The following is a 17,108-nucleotide window of genomic DNA, read 5'->3' as shown; positions in this document are numbered from 1 at the left end:
AGGGGAAGTATATGAAAAATAAAATAGTATTATACAGTTTTATTATTATCATGGCGTTTTTATTTATTGAGCCGATGATTTTTACATTAATTTCCTCTTTTAAAGGGAATACTGAAATATTTGGCTCCCCATTTAGTCTGCCTGAAGTATTTAGGTTTGAAAATTATGTCATTGCCTGGCAGGAAGCGAATATGAGCAGGTATTTCCTAAACAGTATTTTGATTTCAATGTCAACGGTTATCGTCCTGGCGGTCGTATCATCGATGGCGTCATTTGCACTATCCCGTTTTAATTTAAGAGTAAACAAGTTTTTAGCCCTGTTTTTCTTACTTGGGATGATGATACCAATGCACACTGTTCTTGTACCTGTTGCATATATCATCGGTGCTTTCGGACTTAAGAATAACTTAGTCGCGTTAGTCTTACTTTACGTTGCCTTTTCATTGTCTTTTAGCATTTTGGTTTTATCCCGCTTTATGAAAGGGATTAGTGCATCATTAGAAGAAGCAGCTATTATGGATGGAGCCAATTACTTTCAAATCTATTATAAAATCATGCTCCCGATGTCTGTTCCCGCGATTGCCACTGTTTCCATTTTTAACTTTTTAGGTGCGTGGAACAACATTCTTTTCCCTCTTCTTTTTATAAATGATGACCGGTTAAAACCAATTGCCCTGGGTCTCTTAAACTTTAGTGGTGAAAGAGGTTCTGAATATGGGCCATTAATGGCAGCCATCGTTATAACCATTGTCGTTCCGCTAGTAGTCTACCTTCTATTCCAAGAAAAGGTTGAAGGCGGCTTAGCAGCAGGAGCTATAAAAGAATAACCATTGATTTTACAAGCGATATTTTAAACATAAAAGTGTGGATAAAAATTTAGGGATATTAATGAAGCTGCCGAAGAAAATGTGAGGTTACATTCTCATCATTGTGGTAAGGTTATTAATGATTGTAAATGAATATGTAAAGAAGGTAAATCTGTGGAAAAGCAAGATCAACTCTTAATGAAAAAGCAAAACAAAACCTTAGTACTTGATATAATTAAAAACCAAGCGCGCATTTCTCGAATGGAAATTGCAAAAATTACGGGAATGAGTCCTACCTCTATCACTTGAATTGTCAGTGAATTGCATCATGAGGGGTTTATTAGAGAAACAGAGCTGGTCACGTCAGGAGTTGGAAGAAAAGCAGCGCTGTTAGATATATGTGGAGATTTACTCTATACAATCGGTATAGAAATAGACAAATCGGTATTGAAAATTGGCATTGTGAATTATGTCGGAGAAATTATTTATTTTCAAACTTTTTTTAGGAATCCAATAGAGTCATATGAGGAAGCCCTTGATAACATTAATCAAAAGGTTAAGTATACGATCGAACAAAGTGGTATCTCTTTTAATAAAATTATTGGCTTGGCAGTAGGGCTACCAGGCTTTATTGATTATAAAAATGGGATTGTAAGGCTTTCCGATCAATTACGGTGGACCGATGTTCCCTTTGCGGAGGATCTGAAACAGCTTACATCATTGAATGTGATTATTGATAATGGATTAAAAATGAAAGTGATGGCTGAACATGCTGTAGGTATAGCCAAGGGATCACAAAACTCTATTTTGGTTGGAATTGGGTCGGGTATTGGTGCGGCGATCATTCTAAATGGTGAAATTTATCGTGGGGAATCAAATAACGCAGGTGAAATCGGACACACTGTTGTAGATCCAAATGGAAATGTATACAGCTGTGGAAAAATTGGCTGCATAGCCACGTATATTTCTGAAGGGGCAATCCTTGCCGATTGCAGGAAAGTGAAAGACCTTGCATCTATTGATGAAGTGTACCTTGCTTTTAGAAATAAGGAACAGTGGGCACTCAATATATTAGACCGTACCAGTACCTATATTGCTCTTGCTATTAGCAATATTTCATGTCTATATAATCCAGAATACATTATCCTAAGTGGAGAGTTAATGGATAGGATTCCAGAAATAAAACAATCCATTGAAGCAAAATGTGAGATGTATATGTGGGAGCCAGTGAAACAGACAGTACGAATGGTTTATTCTAATCTAGGTGACCAAGGAATCGTTCTAGGGGCTGCCATTCAAGCGCAAAATACGTTAATTGAATTGAATTAAAAGACAGCAAGTTTGGAGTGAAACCAATGGAGTATGATAGATTGATTGAAGAAACTAGGGCTGGACTGTTAGAAAACGTCCATTTTGGAATGATTTGTGGTGTTGACGATCAAAAGAAGCAAATTTATCATGTTGGGAATTCTGATAATCTCATTTATTTTCGCAGTGCGGCAAAGCCCATTCAAGCCTTACCAATATTTCTAACAAACATCATCGAAAAATATGGACTCACTGAGCAGGAGGCCGCTTTGTTTGCTGCATCCCACCGGGGAGAATCGTATCATATTGCCGCCCTTGAATCGATGTTGGCAAAATTACCTTTGCAAGAAGAAGATTTATATTGCCCGCCATCCTATCCGCTCAATATAAAGCCTCGAGAAGAAATGATATGGAATCAAAAAAGTAAAAGAAGGCTTTATCATAACTGTTCCGGTAAACACATGGGGTTTGTTACCTTTTGCCGAGAAATGGGATACCCAGTTGAAGGATACTGGAAAAAAGACCATCCCCTTCAGCAACAGATTCTTCAAATTCTTTCTACTTTATCTGAGGTCCCCATTTCGGAAATAAACGTTGGCGTCGATGGATGCGGGGTCCCGGTGTTTGCGATTCCTTTAAGGCGGATGGCACTCACTTATTTAAAATTGGCTTGCCTAGATTTAATAACTGATCCTCAGTTGAAACAAGCGGTAGGTAAATTAACGACAATCATGAATCACGAATACAACTTGATTGCATCAGAACGCTTTATTTGCTCTGTTTTATTACAAGATCCAAATATTGTAGCAAAAGGCGGGGCACAAGGAGTCTATTGCTTTGGCTTACGGAATGAGAGACTTGGTTTTGCCTTAAAGGTAATAAATGGTTCAGAGGATGTGTGGCCCAACATTGTTGCAGCAATTCTTGAACAAATTGATTACAAGAATAAAGAAACGATTTTAAATTTAAGAGCATTAAAGCCGTCGGTAGTTAAAAATGATAATGGGATTGAAGTGGGTACGATTACGGAGAAATTTTCCCTTCAAAAAATAGGAGTTTCGAAACGTATGTCTCCTGATTTTTAAACATTTAATTAAAGCGAAGAAGCCTTACATAAAATATAAGGGCATCTTCGCTCTTTTGTTTGCTTATGAAGGTTCAATGATTTTGATTAGACTATTGTACGATTTAAATATGTCACGATATAATGATGGGAGTTTGTGTCTGAATATATATTTTGAAAAGCTGTGAGGTAGTGTATGAAAAAAGGAACGATAGACATCATTTTTATCATTATTGGTGCATTTTTGTTTGCGTTAGGCGTAAATTTATTTGTTATTCCGAATGAGCTTGGTGAAGGTGGAGTAACTGGTATCACAATTATTGCATACTATTTATTTGGGTGGTCGCCAGGTTTAGTCAGCTTAATTTTGAATGCATTTTTGTTAATTGTTGGTTATAAATTTTTGAATAAGGTAACCACGATTTATACGATTATTGCAGTAGTTTTTATTTCGCTTTTTCTTCATCTGACAGAAGGCTGGAATATTGCTTCTAATGAATTGATGGTAAATGCAATTTTTGGTGGAATCTTTGTAGGGGTTGGGATTGGCTTAATCATTCGGGTTGGCGGAACAACAGCTGGTACTACCATCTTAGCAAGGATTACGCATAAGTATTTAGGCTGGAGCATTAGCTATGGTCTATTGTTTTTTGATCTAATTGTTGCTTTCTCATCATATTTTATCATTGGTGCAGAAAAGCTGATGTTAACAATTATTATGCTTTATGTAGGAACGAAAGTGATGGAATTTGTTATTGAAGGCTTAAATCCTAAGAAGGCCATTACGATTATTTCTGATAAACCGAATGACATTGCTAAACAGGTGACGACTTCAATGGACAGAGGGGTGACTGTCTACTCAGGTCATGGTTATTACACAAAAACCCCTAAGGAAATACTTTATATTGTTATTAGTAAGCAAGAAGTAATAAAGTTGAAACGCATTGTTCAATCTACAGATCCGAATGCTTTCATCGCTATACATGATGTTCGCGATGTGTTTGGAGAAGGATTTATTGATATTTCTAAATCATAACAAAAAACCAGCTAATATCTTGGAAAGATACTAGCTGGTTTTTTGTAGCTGTTTATAATGATGAAAACTACGGCATATCAACTTATAGGTATTCACTGATATCCATATTGAGTTTAAAGGTTCCATAAGGATTTAAGATACATTTTGTACCTCAGATTCATGAACCAATTGGATATTAAATTTGTTCTCTTTCTCTCTAATCTCCCAATAGCCTGAAGAATACTTATATATAACCATGTAAATCTTCCCACCATAAAACACTTCTTCTGAATTCAATATAATACCACCTTATCTACCACAATTTCATGAGCGGTATTAAATATATTCAGAGGTTTTCTTTATATGCAAAAAAAAGACAAATCCTCTGTTGTTTAATGAGATTCTCCTTCATATCCTTTTACTAGTGAGATTCACTTCGGTTTCTTTTTGGACGAAAAATGACTTTCGGGCCGTCATACCGTCAAAGGTCTTTTAACAGGCTTTTTACGTTTTTTGATAAATTTTAGCTAGTTTGTAAGAAATGACATACTGTACAAGAATTACATATCATTTTTCAATGCTTTACCGCCTGTTAGATTGCTTAAGACAACTATGACAAATCTTACATATTTACGTTCGATTTCATGCGACTGTAAGCTAGAGAAAATATCGTAATTAGGAGGGGACCTATGAAAAAAGTAAGAGTTGGATTTGTCGGGGGAGGCGGAATTGCCAATGTCCATTTGCAGCATATCAGTAAAAATGAAATGGCCGAAGTGACTGCGATTTGTGATATCCATGAAGAGACAGCGCTACAAAAAGCGAAGGAATATGGCGGGACCGCATATACCAATGTGGATGAGATGTTCGAAAAAGAACAGTTAGATGCTTTATTTGTATCGGTGCCTCCATTTGCTCACGGGGAAATTGAAGAAAAAGCGGCAAGAAAAGGGATTCACTTAATGGTTGAAAAACCATTGGGCCTCGATTATCAGACGGTTGCCAAAAAGGCAGAGATCATTAAACAATCAGGGATTATTTGCGGGAGTGGCTATTGCTTACGCTACCTGGACACGGTGGCAAAGGCAAAGGAGTATTTGCAGGATAAAAAAACGGCCATGGTACGCGGACATTATTTATCATCCTTTGTTCCGACACCATGGTACCGGGAATGGGAAAAATCCGGCGGCCAGCTTGTCGAGCAATCGACGCATATCGTTGACTTAGCCAGATATTTAGGCGGTGAGATTAATCAGGTCTATGCCAATATGAGCTTGCAGGTCCATCATAATGTTCCAAATATTAATATCCCGGATGTGACCTCCGTGAATTTCGTGTATGACTCAGGTGCTGTTGGCCATATTGACAGTACCTTTGCGCAATTTGACCATCGGATGGGAATTGAAGTAATGGGTGAAGAATTTCGCCTAGTTATCGATGGGGTAAACCTAACCATCATCGAAAAAGATTCAAATCAGAGCTTCAAATCAGAGGTCGATGTTTATCAGGAACAAGACCGGATGTTTATCGAGGCGATTGTCAAAGGCGATCGGAACTTACTTTTATCCTCCTATGAGGATGGCTTAAAGACGCTTGCGGTAACATTAGCCGCTAATCAGTCACAGGAAACAGCACTTCCGGTGAGAGTTTCTTCTATTACTAATTCTGAAATAACTTGGGAGGTAAAATGAAAATGAAACTGGGTATTAGTTCATACAGCTTACAAGGTGCCATTAATTCAAAGGAGATGACGATTTTAGATGTCGTTCAATGGGTCGCAGACCAGGGCGGGGAGCATGTTGAGATTGTTCCGATGGGTTTTAGTTTAGTAGATGATTTGTCCTTGGCCGATGCCATCCGGCAAAAAGCGGAAGCAGCAGGCATCGAAATTTCTAATTACGCTATCGGGGCCAATTTCCTCACTTCGAGTTTAGAAGACTATGAAAAAGAAATTGAACGTGTCAAAAAAGAAGTAGATGTTGCACATCGCTTAGGTGTAAAGCTGATGAGACATGATGTAGCATGGAAGTCGCCAAACGAAATCTCAATCCGTGATTTTGAACAAAATCTGCCAAAAATGGCTGACGCCTGCTCAAAGATCGCCGACTATGCGGCACAATATGGCATTGTAACAAGTGTTGAAAACCATGGTTACTATGTTCAGGCAAGTGACCGGGTTCAGCGTTTGATTCATGCCGTCGATAAGGAAAACTTTAAGACCACGTTAGATACAGGGAATTTCCTTTGCGTCGATGAAGACCCAGTAGCAGCTGTAAAGAATAATATCTCTTACGCATCGATGGTTCATGTAAAGGATTTTTACCGCAGAACTTCTTCTCTTGGTCTTGGTGAAGGCTGGTTCCCATCAAGCTCCGGCAATTACTTAAGAGGAGCCATTACAGGGCATGGGGATATCAATCTGCCCGAAGTCTTAAAAGTTATCAAACAATCAGGCTATAACGGCTATATTTCTATAGAATTTGAAGGAATAGAAGAATGCAAAAAGGCCGCAAAAATCAGCCTCGACAACGTAAAAGGTATTTGGGAGGCAGTATAAATTAGATTTCCGATCATCATACGAGATTCTTATTAGAAGGGATCGACACATGTGAGTAATCCTTCGAGAAAGCCAATTATTGTCATTGCCATTGTCACCGCTGTTTGTTTGCTGGGAAACGAAATGCTATTTATTGTACTCCCATTATATTGGAAGTTTTTTGGACTGACATCGCTCTGGCAGGTTGGAGTGTTATTAGCGGCTAATCGAATCATCAGGATCCCGATCAACTCGCTTGTGGGTTGGTGTTACAGACGGATTGGGAAACGGTCTGGAATCATGGCAGCCGTTGTATTAGCTGCTGCCTCCACATTCTCGTATGGTATGGTAAAAGGTTTTTGGCTGCTCTTAATTGCCAGATGTCTATGGGGAATCGCATGGTCCTTTTTCCGTATCGGCGGTTATTTAACGATTCTTTCTTCCAGCAATCGAGAAACGAGAGGTCAGTCTGTTGGCTTATATAACGGGCTATGGGGCCTTGGAACCTTATTTGGCATGCTGTTCGGCGGATTACTTGCAGAACTGATTGGGATCCAAACGGTTACTACTCTTTTCTCCATCCTTGCTGCCAGCAGTATTCCATTTATTTTCCGGTTTATCATGAACACGAAAGAGCAGGAAACTACCCCCCAAATGAAGTACAAGAAGGATTTCACAATTTGGAAAAATAAACGCATTGTATCTGCTTTTGTAACGGGGTTAATGACTGCTTTTATCATTTATGGAGTTTTCGCTTCTACTTTAAGTAAATTAATAGAATTACAAATGAATCATAATTTGATCTTCCTAGGTTTATCCATTGGAGCGGGCTCCATTACCGGCATCGTTCAAGCTTTACGATCAGGCTGGGATCCTTTCCTAGCACCTTATCTTGGTAGAATCTCTGATCAAAAATGGGGGAGACTCCCTATTTTAATTATGGCTTTACTAGTGGCGGCTTTTTGCTTGAGCCTTCTTCCTTTAAAATTGCCGATGGCTCTATTTATCGGAATGTTAATATTATTTCAACTGACAACCACCGTATTAATAACGATGAGTGATTCAATTGCTGCCGAACTCGCGGCAGGTCCTTTACAAGTTACGGTCATTACTTTTTATACACTATTTTCTGATATTGGTGCTGCTTTAGGGCCCTTATTAGGCTTTGTTATGATTGATGTCTTTGGAATTCAATCACTTTATTGGTTAACTAGTTTCATCATCGTCCCTCTTGCCGTTTATTGGATCATTATTTTTAAGAAGGAAGCAAGGATGATCGGTCTAATGAAAGGTCAATAATAAAAGGAGGTAAATATGACTGGAAATAATCAGCTTCGAATGATGACTTATAATGTTAAATATGCAACGGCAGTACCACCCCATTCGTGGGAAGAACGTAAAGGAATGATAAAAGAATTAATTCAGCGTGAATCTCCGGATTTAATAGGGACACAGGAATGTCTGTATGGTCAAGTGTGTGACATGTTAACTATGCTGCCAGAATATGACTGGGTTGGTCTAGGTAGAGACGGGGGAAGTAAAGGCGAGTACGCAGCAATTTTTTTCAAAAAGGACCGCTTTAAAATTTTGGAGTACGATCATTTCTGGCTTTCCGAAACTCCAGACGTCATCGCTTCCACTTCTTGGGGGAATAACGTCACCCGGATGGTGACCTGGGCACGATTTGTTGATGTGCAAACAAATCAACAATTCTATCATATGAATACACATTTTGACCATGAGTCGCCCGATTCCAGGGTGAGAAGCGCAAAATTAATTATCGAAAAAATAGGCATATTTGATACCAACCTACCTATTGTCCTAACAGGTGATTTTAACGAGGATATCAACTCGAAAACGTATGAAGTCTTATTAAAAAAAGGGGCATTATCGGATACATGGAATTTGACAAATTTGCGGTTTAACGAAGAGTTAGGAACGTTCAATGATTTTCACGATCCACATGGCGGCAAAGAGCGTATTGATTGGATTTTCGTTCGAGGTAACATGGTCGTTGAGTCAGTTGGAATTATAGCGGATCATTCAAATGGTTGTTTTCCAAGTGACCATTACCCCGTCGTCGCAAATTTATACATGAAATAGTGGAGGGTTAGTCTTGAATTGGGTGTGGGAACAATTTAATGAAAAAGGGGCATGGTTATATAGGATTATGCTGTTAAATCTTATGTGGATAGGGTTTACTTTGCTGGGAGGGATCATTTTTGGCCTATTTCCTGCTACCGTTTCGCTATTTTCAGTTATGCGAAAATGGTTACGAGGTGAAGCGGATATCAGTTTAGTCAGCCATTTTATCGAGACATATAAAGGCAGTTTCGTAAAATCGAATATTGCTGGTCTTGTCATTCTAGGAATCGGTATCTTTCTATCCGTAGATTTATATATTTCTCAAAAATATTTAGGGAATTTTTTTGTCCATCTGGTTTTACTCTTTCTCTGTTTTTTATATGGATTGACGGTGCTTTTCTTTTTCCCTACATTTGTTCATTTTGAAATGAAATCATTATCTTATCTTAAACAATCCTTTTTCATGACTTTTATTAGACCGCTTCAAAGTTTGCTTATTTCCGTGATCTTTATGATGATAGTGGTAATCGTGTCTGTTTTTCCTTTTCTAATGGTTTTTTTCGCTGGTCCAATGCTGGCTTATCCAATTATGTGGATTGGAAATAAAGTCTTTAAGACTTTGGAGAGCATGGAAGGGAAATAACAATCTATATAAATAGTAGAAACTAGGTAAAAATCACTAAATGGTAATAAAAAACATAACGAAGTAAAAAATGACATATCAACAAACTGAAATATGTACGAATGAAATGGAGGATGGAAATTATGGGTAAATTAAAAATTGGTGTAATCGGGGCCGGTTCGATTTCAGATTTACACTTTCAGTCTTATGCTAATAATGAAAAGGTCGAAATCTTTGCCGTTTGTGATCTTAATGAGCAGAGGGCGGAAGAAAAGAAGAATAAATATCATGCGGAAGCGACGTATACGAACTATGAAGACTTGTTGAAGGACCCTCAAATTGATGCTGTGAGTATTTGTACATGGAATAATTCCCATGCAGAAATTGCCATTGCTGCTTTGAATGCAGGCAAGCATGTTTTGGTTGAAAAACCATTATGTAAAACAGTGGAAGAAGCGCTAAGGGTTGAAGAAGCCGTAAAAAGAAGCGGAAAAGTGCTTCAGGTAGGCTTTGTCCGCCGATTTGGCACCAATACAAACGTTTTGAAATCTTTTATTGATTCTGGTGATCTTGGAGAAATTTATTATGCAAAAGCCTCGATTTTGAGGCGTTTAGGAAACCCTGGCGGCTGGTTTGCTGATAAGGAAAGATCGGGCGGGGGGCCTCTTATCGATATCGGTGTTCATATCATTGATTTATGCTGGTATCTAATGGGGAAACCAAAAGTGAAATCCATTAGTGGAAATACCTATTCAAAGCTTGGAAATCGGGCGAATATTAAAAACCTTTCTTTCTATCAAGCAGCGGATTATGATCCTAGCATTAATAAAGTAGAAGACCTTGCAAATGCCCTAATTCGTTTTGAAAATGGAGCTTCGTTAATGATCGATGTCAGCTTTACCCTTCACGTTAAGAAGGATGAAACATATGTTAAGATTTTTGGCGATAAGGGCGGGGCAGAGATTGAACCTGAGCTTGTGATTGTCACAGAAAAAAATAATACGATATTAAATGCACAACCGCAAATTGATTCTCTGTCGTTTGATTTCAACAATGCTTTTCAAAATGAAATAAACCATTTCGTTACGTGCTGCCAGGGTGAAGAAAAAACCATCAGCCCAGTGGAAGACGGTGTGGAATTGATGAAAATATTATGCGGTATCTATGAATCAAGTGAAACAGGTAAGGAAATTTCCTTTGAACAATCCAATGTGACCATTTAAACGAAAATAGGAAATTTTTATTTTATATAGGAATAGGCTGTTCTTATGGGAAAAACCATAGGAACAGTCTATTTTTATTTGTTCCAGAGAATTGACATTATTTCAATTATTTCATATTGTTAAAAATATATGTAAGATTCTTTGTAAGCGTTACCGTTTCGTATTAAGATATTCCTATCAACTTTTGTTCAACATAGTTTGTGTAAGGGGGGTCATCTATTTGTTTGGTTTACGAAGGATACAATCGAGATTATTGTACAAATACATCCTGTCGTATATGCTTATGTTTTTCATTCCGTTAGTGATTATGGGGATTATTATCTATAAAAATTCCGTTGTCAGCTTAAGAGAAGGTATTGAACAATCAAATATTGACAAGCTAAACCAAGTGAAAAATATGACCGATGAACGGATGGAGGAATTAGAAAAGCTTGCATTACAGATTTCCTATGATTATCGTTTAACGCCCTACATGGTTAATGATGGTTTTTATGGAAAAGAAGCGATAGAAGAGCTCAATAAATATAAGGCAAACAGTTCCATTATTAAGGAATTATTTCTTTATTATCGCGGAGATCGTAATATTTACTCTGCAAACGGGGCGTATTCACTAGATACTTTTAAAAAAATGTATCATTTTGATCAATCAGACAAAAAAATGAAGGAACAATTAGAAAGTAATCTGCCAGTCGTTTATCCTGCTGCATCTATGAGAGTCAATAATAATAAAGAGGATCGATTGATCACCTATTTGTATCCGATTACACGAAACACTGTCACTCCATACGGCACTGTGATGTATTTGATCGAAGAATCTGCGGTAACGAGTTTGATTAAGGATGCTCTTGGTGATTTTCAAGGAAACGCCTACATATTTGATCAGAATAACCATGTCTTTACATCCCGTATCAATGATAACGAGTTTGATCATAACGACATTAAGAAACTCGCTGAAATCAAAAACGGTGTATCAAGTATTCAATTGCAAAGCAGAGAGTACTCCGTTGTCTCAGTAAAGTCTAATGTAAGTGGATGGACATTTGTCACCGTTATGCCAACGGATCAGTTTTTGGGCAAGGTAGTTAATTTACAAAGGTTTTTAATGATGATCATTATTTCCATTCTCCTCTCGGGTATCGGAGTTTCGATTCTATTGGGAAGAAAACAATACCTGCCAATCCACAATCTTTTAGATTTTCTTAATAAGAACGATAAGCGTGTAACAAATACTGAGGAATTTAATGAGCTTGATCGGATAAAAGTGACAATGGCAAGAGTGTTTAAGGATCATGAAAGTTTAAGTGAAAAGGTTGATATCCAAGCTCCAATTGTAAGAGATCAATATTTAATGAGGATGTTAAATGGCAGTTTAGTTGATGAGGGAGAGATAAATAAATTACTAGAATCTATCAATCTGCCAATGAAAAAGCATCAATTTTTTGTGGCGGTTGTCTCATTAAAAAATGAAATGCTGCAAAAAAGAGAGGAGATGATCCGCACTCTTTCGGTCATAACCTTCAATAAGACAATCTCCTATGGGGTGGAAATAGGTTATAAAGACTGCATTGCCTTAATCGTCAGCCTTGAGGATCCGTATCCAGGAGAAGCTAAAAAGGTTGTTGAGGAGTTGAGACAGCTAATCCAGGAGCGATTAGACGTTAATCCGATTATTTCTGCAGGGACTTGTGTTTCGGAAAAAAGTAAAATTAACCGCTCGTTTATCGAGGCTTTAGCCGCATTAGAGTATCGGTTTATGAATGAACGCACATGCATTACGTATTTTGAAGACATCAGCAATCAATCTGAAAAGACGATCGGCTATCCAAAAGATGAGCATATAAAATTTGTTCAAAGCTTAAAACAAGGAGATCAGATTGTCGCCATCGAGACACTAAAACATATTTTTGAAGTTGTAATCAATAAAGATCTTTCCGTCCAGATGGTCAAGTGTATTTGTTTTGATATCATTAATACCGTTTTAAAAGTGGCTGTGGAAATGGGATTGGGTGAAAAAAACTATGACATGAATAAAGTTGTCGATTTCAACTCTATCGGTGAATTAGAAAAACATCTGCATCCACTGATTATCGATATTTGTCATGAAGTAAGCAGGAAAAATGAAAGAAGCAACAGTCAGCTTTGTAATGAAATTTTAGCTTATATCCACGAAAATTATGCTAAATATGATCTGAGTCTAGAAAGTATCGCTCAAAAATTTAAACTGTCTACTTCCTACTTAAGCCGTTTTATAAAAGAACAAACAGGAGTAAACTTTACCCAATATGTCTGGCATTTACGTATCGAGGAAGTAAAAAGGAAACTAACAGACACAGATGAAACGATTAAAGAAATCGTCATCGCAGCGGGATATATGGATGTAGCTAATTTTACGAGGAAATTTAAAAAAGCAGAAGGAGTTACACCGGGCAAATATCGACTGCTTTATGCACCTGAACGAAGTCATATACAAGCCAATATGGAAAACGATACAGCCCTTTAGAGGATGGCTATTACAGCCTTCCTCTATTTTTTTATTCTAGTAAAGACTCACATAGCAGGACAAAAAAGACATACTTGTCGGAGGGAATGAATGTTGAAAGCGTTATCAACCCTATCTTCTCCTTGTTTTTACAACGATAAACAAAAAAGACATATTTATTAAATCGCTTTCTCTCATGTAGTTTAATACTATACAGAAAAATAAGAGGAGGAGATGTGAGTGCATGATAGCAAAGTCACAGCGAATCAGAATCAAGGGCTATTAAACGTAGAGATAAGCTCAAATAGTACCCTGCTGTTAGATGCAAAAAAGAATGTAAGAAAGAAAAAAGTAAAGAAGATCTTACGAAATTGGGAGTTGTACCTGTTCCTGCTGCCAACATTGGCCTACTTTATTATCTTCCATTACATTCCAATGTATGGGGTTCAAATTGCCTTTAAAGATTTTGTTCCTTCTAACGGAATATGGGGAAGTGAATGGGTCGGTTTTAAACACTTTACACATTTTTTTGAATCCTATTACTTTTGGGATCTAATAAAAAACACACTGGGAATAAGCACCTATGAGTTGTTAGTCGGATTTCCACTGCCTATCATCTTAGCCCTTGCGATAAATGAAGCAAAGGATGGACTGTTTAAACGTAGTGTACAAACCATTACCTATGCGCCCCATTTTATTTCCGTCGTCGTTATGGCAGGGATGATTATCGCCTTTTTGTCACCTGCGACAGGTGTCATAAACCATTTGATTGTTGCGCTCGGTTTTGAACCAATCCCATTCATGAGTGATCCTGCTTGGTTTAAATCGGTTTATGTATTTTCAGGTGTTTGGCAGGGAACTGGCTGGGGAACGATTATTTATCTCGCAGCCCTAGCAGGAGTCGATCAGCAGCAGCATGAAGCAGCGATTGTGGATGGTGCGAGCCGATTGCAGAGAATTTGGCATATTAATATCCCTTCACTTGTTCCGACGATGATTATCTTATTAATCTTAAATGTTGGCAGCATTCTATCTGTTAGTTTTGAAAAAATCTTATTGCTGCAAAATCCGCTCAATATGGATTCTTCGAATGTCATTGCGACCTTTGTTTATAAAGCAGGGCTGCTGGATGCCCAGTACAGTTTTGCTGCAGCAGTGGGATTATTTAATTCTGTGATCAGTGCGATTCTATTAGTCGTTGTTAATCAAATTGCGAAAAAGAAAAGTGAAACGAGTCTATGGTAAGGAGGAAAGTCAATGAATTCAGCAATAAACGAAACAAAAACCGATAAAATCTTCAAAGTCTTCAACTATACTTTTTTACTGCTGGCAATGGTCATTGTCTTGTACCCCTTGATTTATATTATCAGCGCATCGGTCAGTGATCCCTCTGCTGTTAACTCGGGTGAAATGTGGTTATTTCCTAAAGGGTTTACGTTAGAAGGGTACGAGCTTATTTTTCAAAATGATCTCATTTGGAAGGGTTACTTAAATACGATTTTTTATACTGTGCTTGGCACTTCTATCAATTTATTGTTTACTCTGCCAGCAGCTTACGCATTATCCCGAAAGGATTTAGTCGGAAGAAATATTTTTATGGGGATTTTCGTCTTTACGATGTTTTTTGGCGGGGGATTAGTTCCTTCATATCTATTAATTAAAAGTCTTGGATTAATCGATACCATTTGGGCGATGGTTTTACCTAATGCTGTCGCGGTTTGGAATTTAATTGTTGCCCGCGTCTTTTTCCAAGTAACCATTCCGAAGGAACTAGAAGAAGCAGCAGAGATAGATGGCTGTACGAATATGAAATTATTTGTGAAAGTGATTTTACCTTTATCTACGCCGATTATCGCAGTTATGGCCTTATTTTATGGGGTCGGACATTGGAATGGGTATTTCAATGCGATGATCTATCTTTCCAGTAAAGAACTATACCCACTTCAATTAGTCCTGCGAGAAATCCTTGTGCTCCAGTCGATGACATCCGATATGGCTGGTGGAGCCATTTCAGGTTCGGTGGCTGAAGCGCAGAATTCAAAGGAAGAACTGGCACAAATTATCAAATATGGTGTCATGATTGTTTCTACATTACCCATTATTATCGTGTATCCATTTTTACAACGTTATTTTGTTAAAGGGGTCATGATTGGATCCGTAAAGGGCTGAAAATATTTCATCTAGACTTTGAGGAGGTGGTTTGTGAAGATTAAGTTAGCTGATGGATAAAATAGAAATTTTTCATAAACGAAAGGGGTCGAGGGAAAATGAGAAAAGCTTTTCTTATTATGCTATCATTTGTTTTAGTTTTATCAATGCTGGCTGCGTGTACTTCTAAATCTAATTCTAAAGAGAATGCCGAAAACAAAGTAGAAATAAACAAAGAAGGTTATCCGATCGTTGATAAAAAAATAACGATGTCCATGATGGGACCGGATATTGGTCAAGCAAAGTGGAAGGATATGGCCTTCTTTAAAGAAATGGAAAAAATGACGAATGTACATTATGAATTTACAACACCGCCAAACAGTGATTTTCAAACAAAATTAAATCTTGCCTTTGCCAGCGGCGAAATTCCAGATGTTCTTTTTGGGGCAGCTTTAACAGCCGAGCAGGAAGTTAAGTATGGAAAAGAGGGTGTATTAATTCCGTTAGAGGATTTAATTGAAAAATATGCTCCCAATATCCAAAAGATGTTTGAAGAAAACCCTGATGTAAAAAAATCAGTGACAACGGTTGATGGTCATATTTATGCATTGCCAATGGTGGACAAGAATGCCGTTTGGTATATGGGTCCATTATGGTATAACGGTAAATGGCTAAATGCTTTAGGTGTGAAGGAATTACCTAAAACAACAGATGAGTTGTATAACTTGTTCAAACGATTTCAAACAGAGGATCCGAATGGTAATGGAAAAGCCGATGAAATTCCATTCTCGTCAGTTGCTTTAGATGATTCTCGTCAGTGGCTGTTAGGTGCTTTTGGGTTCACGAACTGGGGAATTGAAGAAATTGATGGTAAGGTCGTGTATACACCGGCAGAAGCTGGCTATAAAGATTACCTTGCATTTATGAATAAGCTTTATGATGAAAAATTAATGGATCCAGAAACTTTCTCACAATCCAATGAACAGAAGAAAGCAAAAGGACAAGCCAATCAACTTGGAATGTTCCAGGACTGGTTCTCTTATTTCACCACTGGAGATAAGGAAGAAGAGGCACTTGATGACCCTATGTATCAGCCAGTCTCTAGTTCTATCACTGATAAAGCCGTGGCACCATTAAGCCCAGGTATTTACCGCGGACAATTTGCCATTACAAATAAAACAGCTAATCCAGAAGCAGCGATTCGCTGGGTTGATTATCTCTATTCAAAAGAAGGGAATGAACTTTTGAATATTGGTAAAGCAGGCGATGTTTGGGATTGGGCAGATGAAGCCAGCGGTACGAGAAAGTTGCTTGAATCACCAATCGAGGGGAAGACGATTGAAGACTACCGTGGAATGACGACACCAGACTTTGGTATCAATGTTCCGGCATTACGACATAAAATTGAAGGCTTCCCTGAAACAGAGTTTACGAAGTTCATCAATGCCGAAACAGATGCAAAAATTAAGCCATATGCAAAGGTTCCATATCCACTTGTTTATTTAACACCTGAAGAACAAGAGGAAGTAGGACGAATCCGTGCTGATTTGGATACTTACATTGAACAAATGGAAGCGAAATTTATCACGGGTGCCGAGCCTTTGTCCAATTGGGATAAATATATTAAAACAATGAATGATATGGGTGTTGATAAATTGGTTAACATTTATCAAGATGCCTATGATCGCTGGAATAAGTAAAAGCAGAAGAAGGAAAAAGACTAAATTGTCTCTTTCCTTCTTTTTTGTAAGAAACTACATAGAATGCAAAAGATACACATCATGATAAACGGCTATATGGCTGGCAAAAGTGCTTGTGACAAC

At 37.8% G+C, this 17,108-nt stretch carries 16 protein-coding genes; 15 read left to right on the top strand and 1 reads right to left on the bottom strand.

What is annotated here, in order from left to right; genetic code table 11:
• Positions 1-11: 11 nt before the first annotated feature.
• The 5 genes from QFZ31_RS17245 (at position 12) to QFZ31_RS17225 (ending at position 4,213) form a co-directional block, all read left to right on the top strand.
• Entirely contained in the window at positions 12-827 is an 816-nt protein-coding gene (locus QFZ31_RS17245; protein ID WP_307304962.1) for a carbohydrate ABC transporter permease, read from the top strand.
• Between the two features lie 153 nt (positions 828-980).
• A complete protein-coding gene (locus tag QFZ31_RS17240; protein WP_307304959.1) occupies positions 981-1,115 on the top strand; it encodes a hypothetical protein in 135 nt (44 codons plus the stop codon).
• A 12-nt stretch (positions 1,116-1,127) separates the two neighbouring features.
• Positions 1,128-2,135, top strand: coding sequence for an ROK family protein (locus QFZ31_RS17235; protein WP_307304956.1), 1,008 nt, complete (start codon positions 1,128-1,130; stop codon positions 2,133-2,135).
• 26 nt (positions 2,136-2,161) lie between these two features.
• Positions 2,162-3,199 carry an asparaginase gene (locus tag QFZ31_RS17230; protein ID WP_307304953.1) on the top strand — a complete coding sequence of 346 codons (1,038 nt, stop codon included), beginning with the start codon at positions 2,162-2,164 and terminating at the stop codon, positions 3,197-3,199.
• 174 nt (positions 3,200-3,373) lie between these two features.
• Entirely contained in the window at positions 3,374-4,213 is an 840-nt protein-coding gene (locus QFZ31_RS17225) for a YitT family protein (RefSeq protein ID WP_307304950.1), read from the top strand.
• 132 nt (positions 4,214-4,345) lie between these two features.
• Here the strand turns inward: QFZ31_RS17225 and QFZ31_RS17220 are convergent, their stop codons facing one another.
• Positions 4,346-4,489, bottom strand: coding sequence for a hypothetical protein (locus tag QFZ31_RS17220; RefSeq protein ID WP_307304947.1), 144 nt, complete (start codon positions 4,487-4,489; stop codon positions 4,346-4,348).
• A gap of 392 nt (positions 4,490-4,881) precedes the next feature.
• Between QFZ31_RS17220 and QFZ31_RS17215 the strand changes: the two genes are divergently transcribed.
• From QFZ31_RS17215 to QFZ31_RS17170, 10 genes are all read left to right on the top strand, one after another.
• A complete protein-coding gene (locus tag QFZ31_RS17215; protein ID WP_307304944.1) occupies positions 4,882-5,883 on the top strand; it encodes a Gfo/Idh/MocA family protein in 1,002 nt (333 codons plus the stop codon).
• Positions 5,884-5,885: 2 nt separating this feature from the next.
• Positions 5,886-6,749 (top strand): sugar phosphate isomerase/epimerase family protein, encoded by an 864-nt coding sequence (locus tag QFZ31_RS17210; RefSeq protein ID WP_307311631.1) that lies wholly within the window; start codon positions 5,886-5,888, stop codon positions 6,747-6,749.
• A gap of 51 nt (positions 6,750-6,800) precedes the next feature.
• Positions 6,801-8,027 carry an MFS transporter gene (locus QFZ31_RS17205; protein ID WP_307304941.1) on the top strand — a complete coding sequence of 409 codons (1,227 nt, stop codon included), beginning with the start codon at positions 6,801-6,803 and terminating at the stop codon, positions 8,025-8,027.
• A gap of 15 nt (positions 8,028-8,042) precedes the next feature.
• On the top strand, positions 8,043-8,831 hold the full coding sequence (locus tag QFZ31_RS17200; RefSeq protein ID WP_307304938.1) for an endonuclease/exonuclease/phosphatase family protein: 789 nt from the start codon (positions 8,043-8,045) through the stop codon (positions 8,829-8,831).
• A gap of 22 nt (positions 8,832-8,853) precedes the next feature.
• The gene (locus QFZ31_RS17195; RefSeq protein ID WP_307311628.1) at positions 8,854-9,456 is read left to right on the top strand and encodes a YesL family protein; all 603 of its coding nucleotides are present in this window, start codon (positions 8,854-8,856) and stop codon (positions 9,454-9,456) included.
• A gap of 122 nt (positions 9,457-9,578) precedes the next feature.
• Positions 9,579-10,658: a Gfo/Idh/MocA family protein gene (locus QFZ31_RS17190; protein ID WP_307304935.1), complete on the top strand. Its 1,080-nt coding sequence runs from the start codon at positions 9,579-9,581 to the stop codon at positions 10,656-10,658.
• Between the two features lie 220 nt (positions 10,659-10,878).
• Positions 10,879-13,158 carry an AraC family transcriptional regulator gene (locus QFZ31_RS17185; RefSeq protein WP_307304931.1) on the top strand — a complete coding sequence of 760 codons (2,280 nt, stop codon included), beginning with the start codon at positions 10,879-10,881 and terminating at the stop codon, positions 13,156-13,158.
• A gap of 291 nt (positions 13,159-13,449) precedes the next feature.
• Entirely contained in the window at positions 13,450-14,382 is a 933-nt protein-coding gene (locus tag QFZ31_RS17180; protein WP_307311625.1) for an ABC transporter permease, read from the top strand.
• Between the two features lie 12 nt (positions 14,383-14,394).
• Positions 14,395-15,306 carry a carbohydrate ABC transporter permease gene (locus tag QFZ31_RS17175; protein ID WP_307304928.1) on the top strand — a complete coding sequence of 304 codons (912 nt, stop codon included), beginning with the start codon at positions 14,395-14,397 and terminating at the stop codon, positions 15,304-15,306.
• A gap of 98 nt (positions 15,307-15,404) precedes the next feature.
• A complete protein-coding gene (locus QFZ31_RS17170; protein ID WP_307304925.1) occupies positions 15,405-16,985 on the top strand; it encodes an extracellular solute-binding protein in 1,581 nt (526 codons plus the stop codon).
• Positions 16,986-17,108 lie beyond the last annotated feature (123 nt).

Origin of the sequence: Neobacillus niacini (genome assembly GCF_030817595.1) — a bacterium.
Taxonomy (GTDB): domain Bacteria; phylum Bacillota; class Bacilli; order Bacillales; family Cytobacillaceae; genus Neobacillus; species Neobacillus niacini_G.
This window is presented reverse-complemented; position numbering and strand designations above follow the sequence as displayed.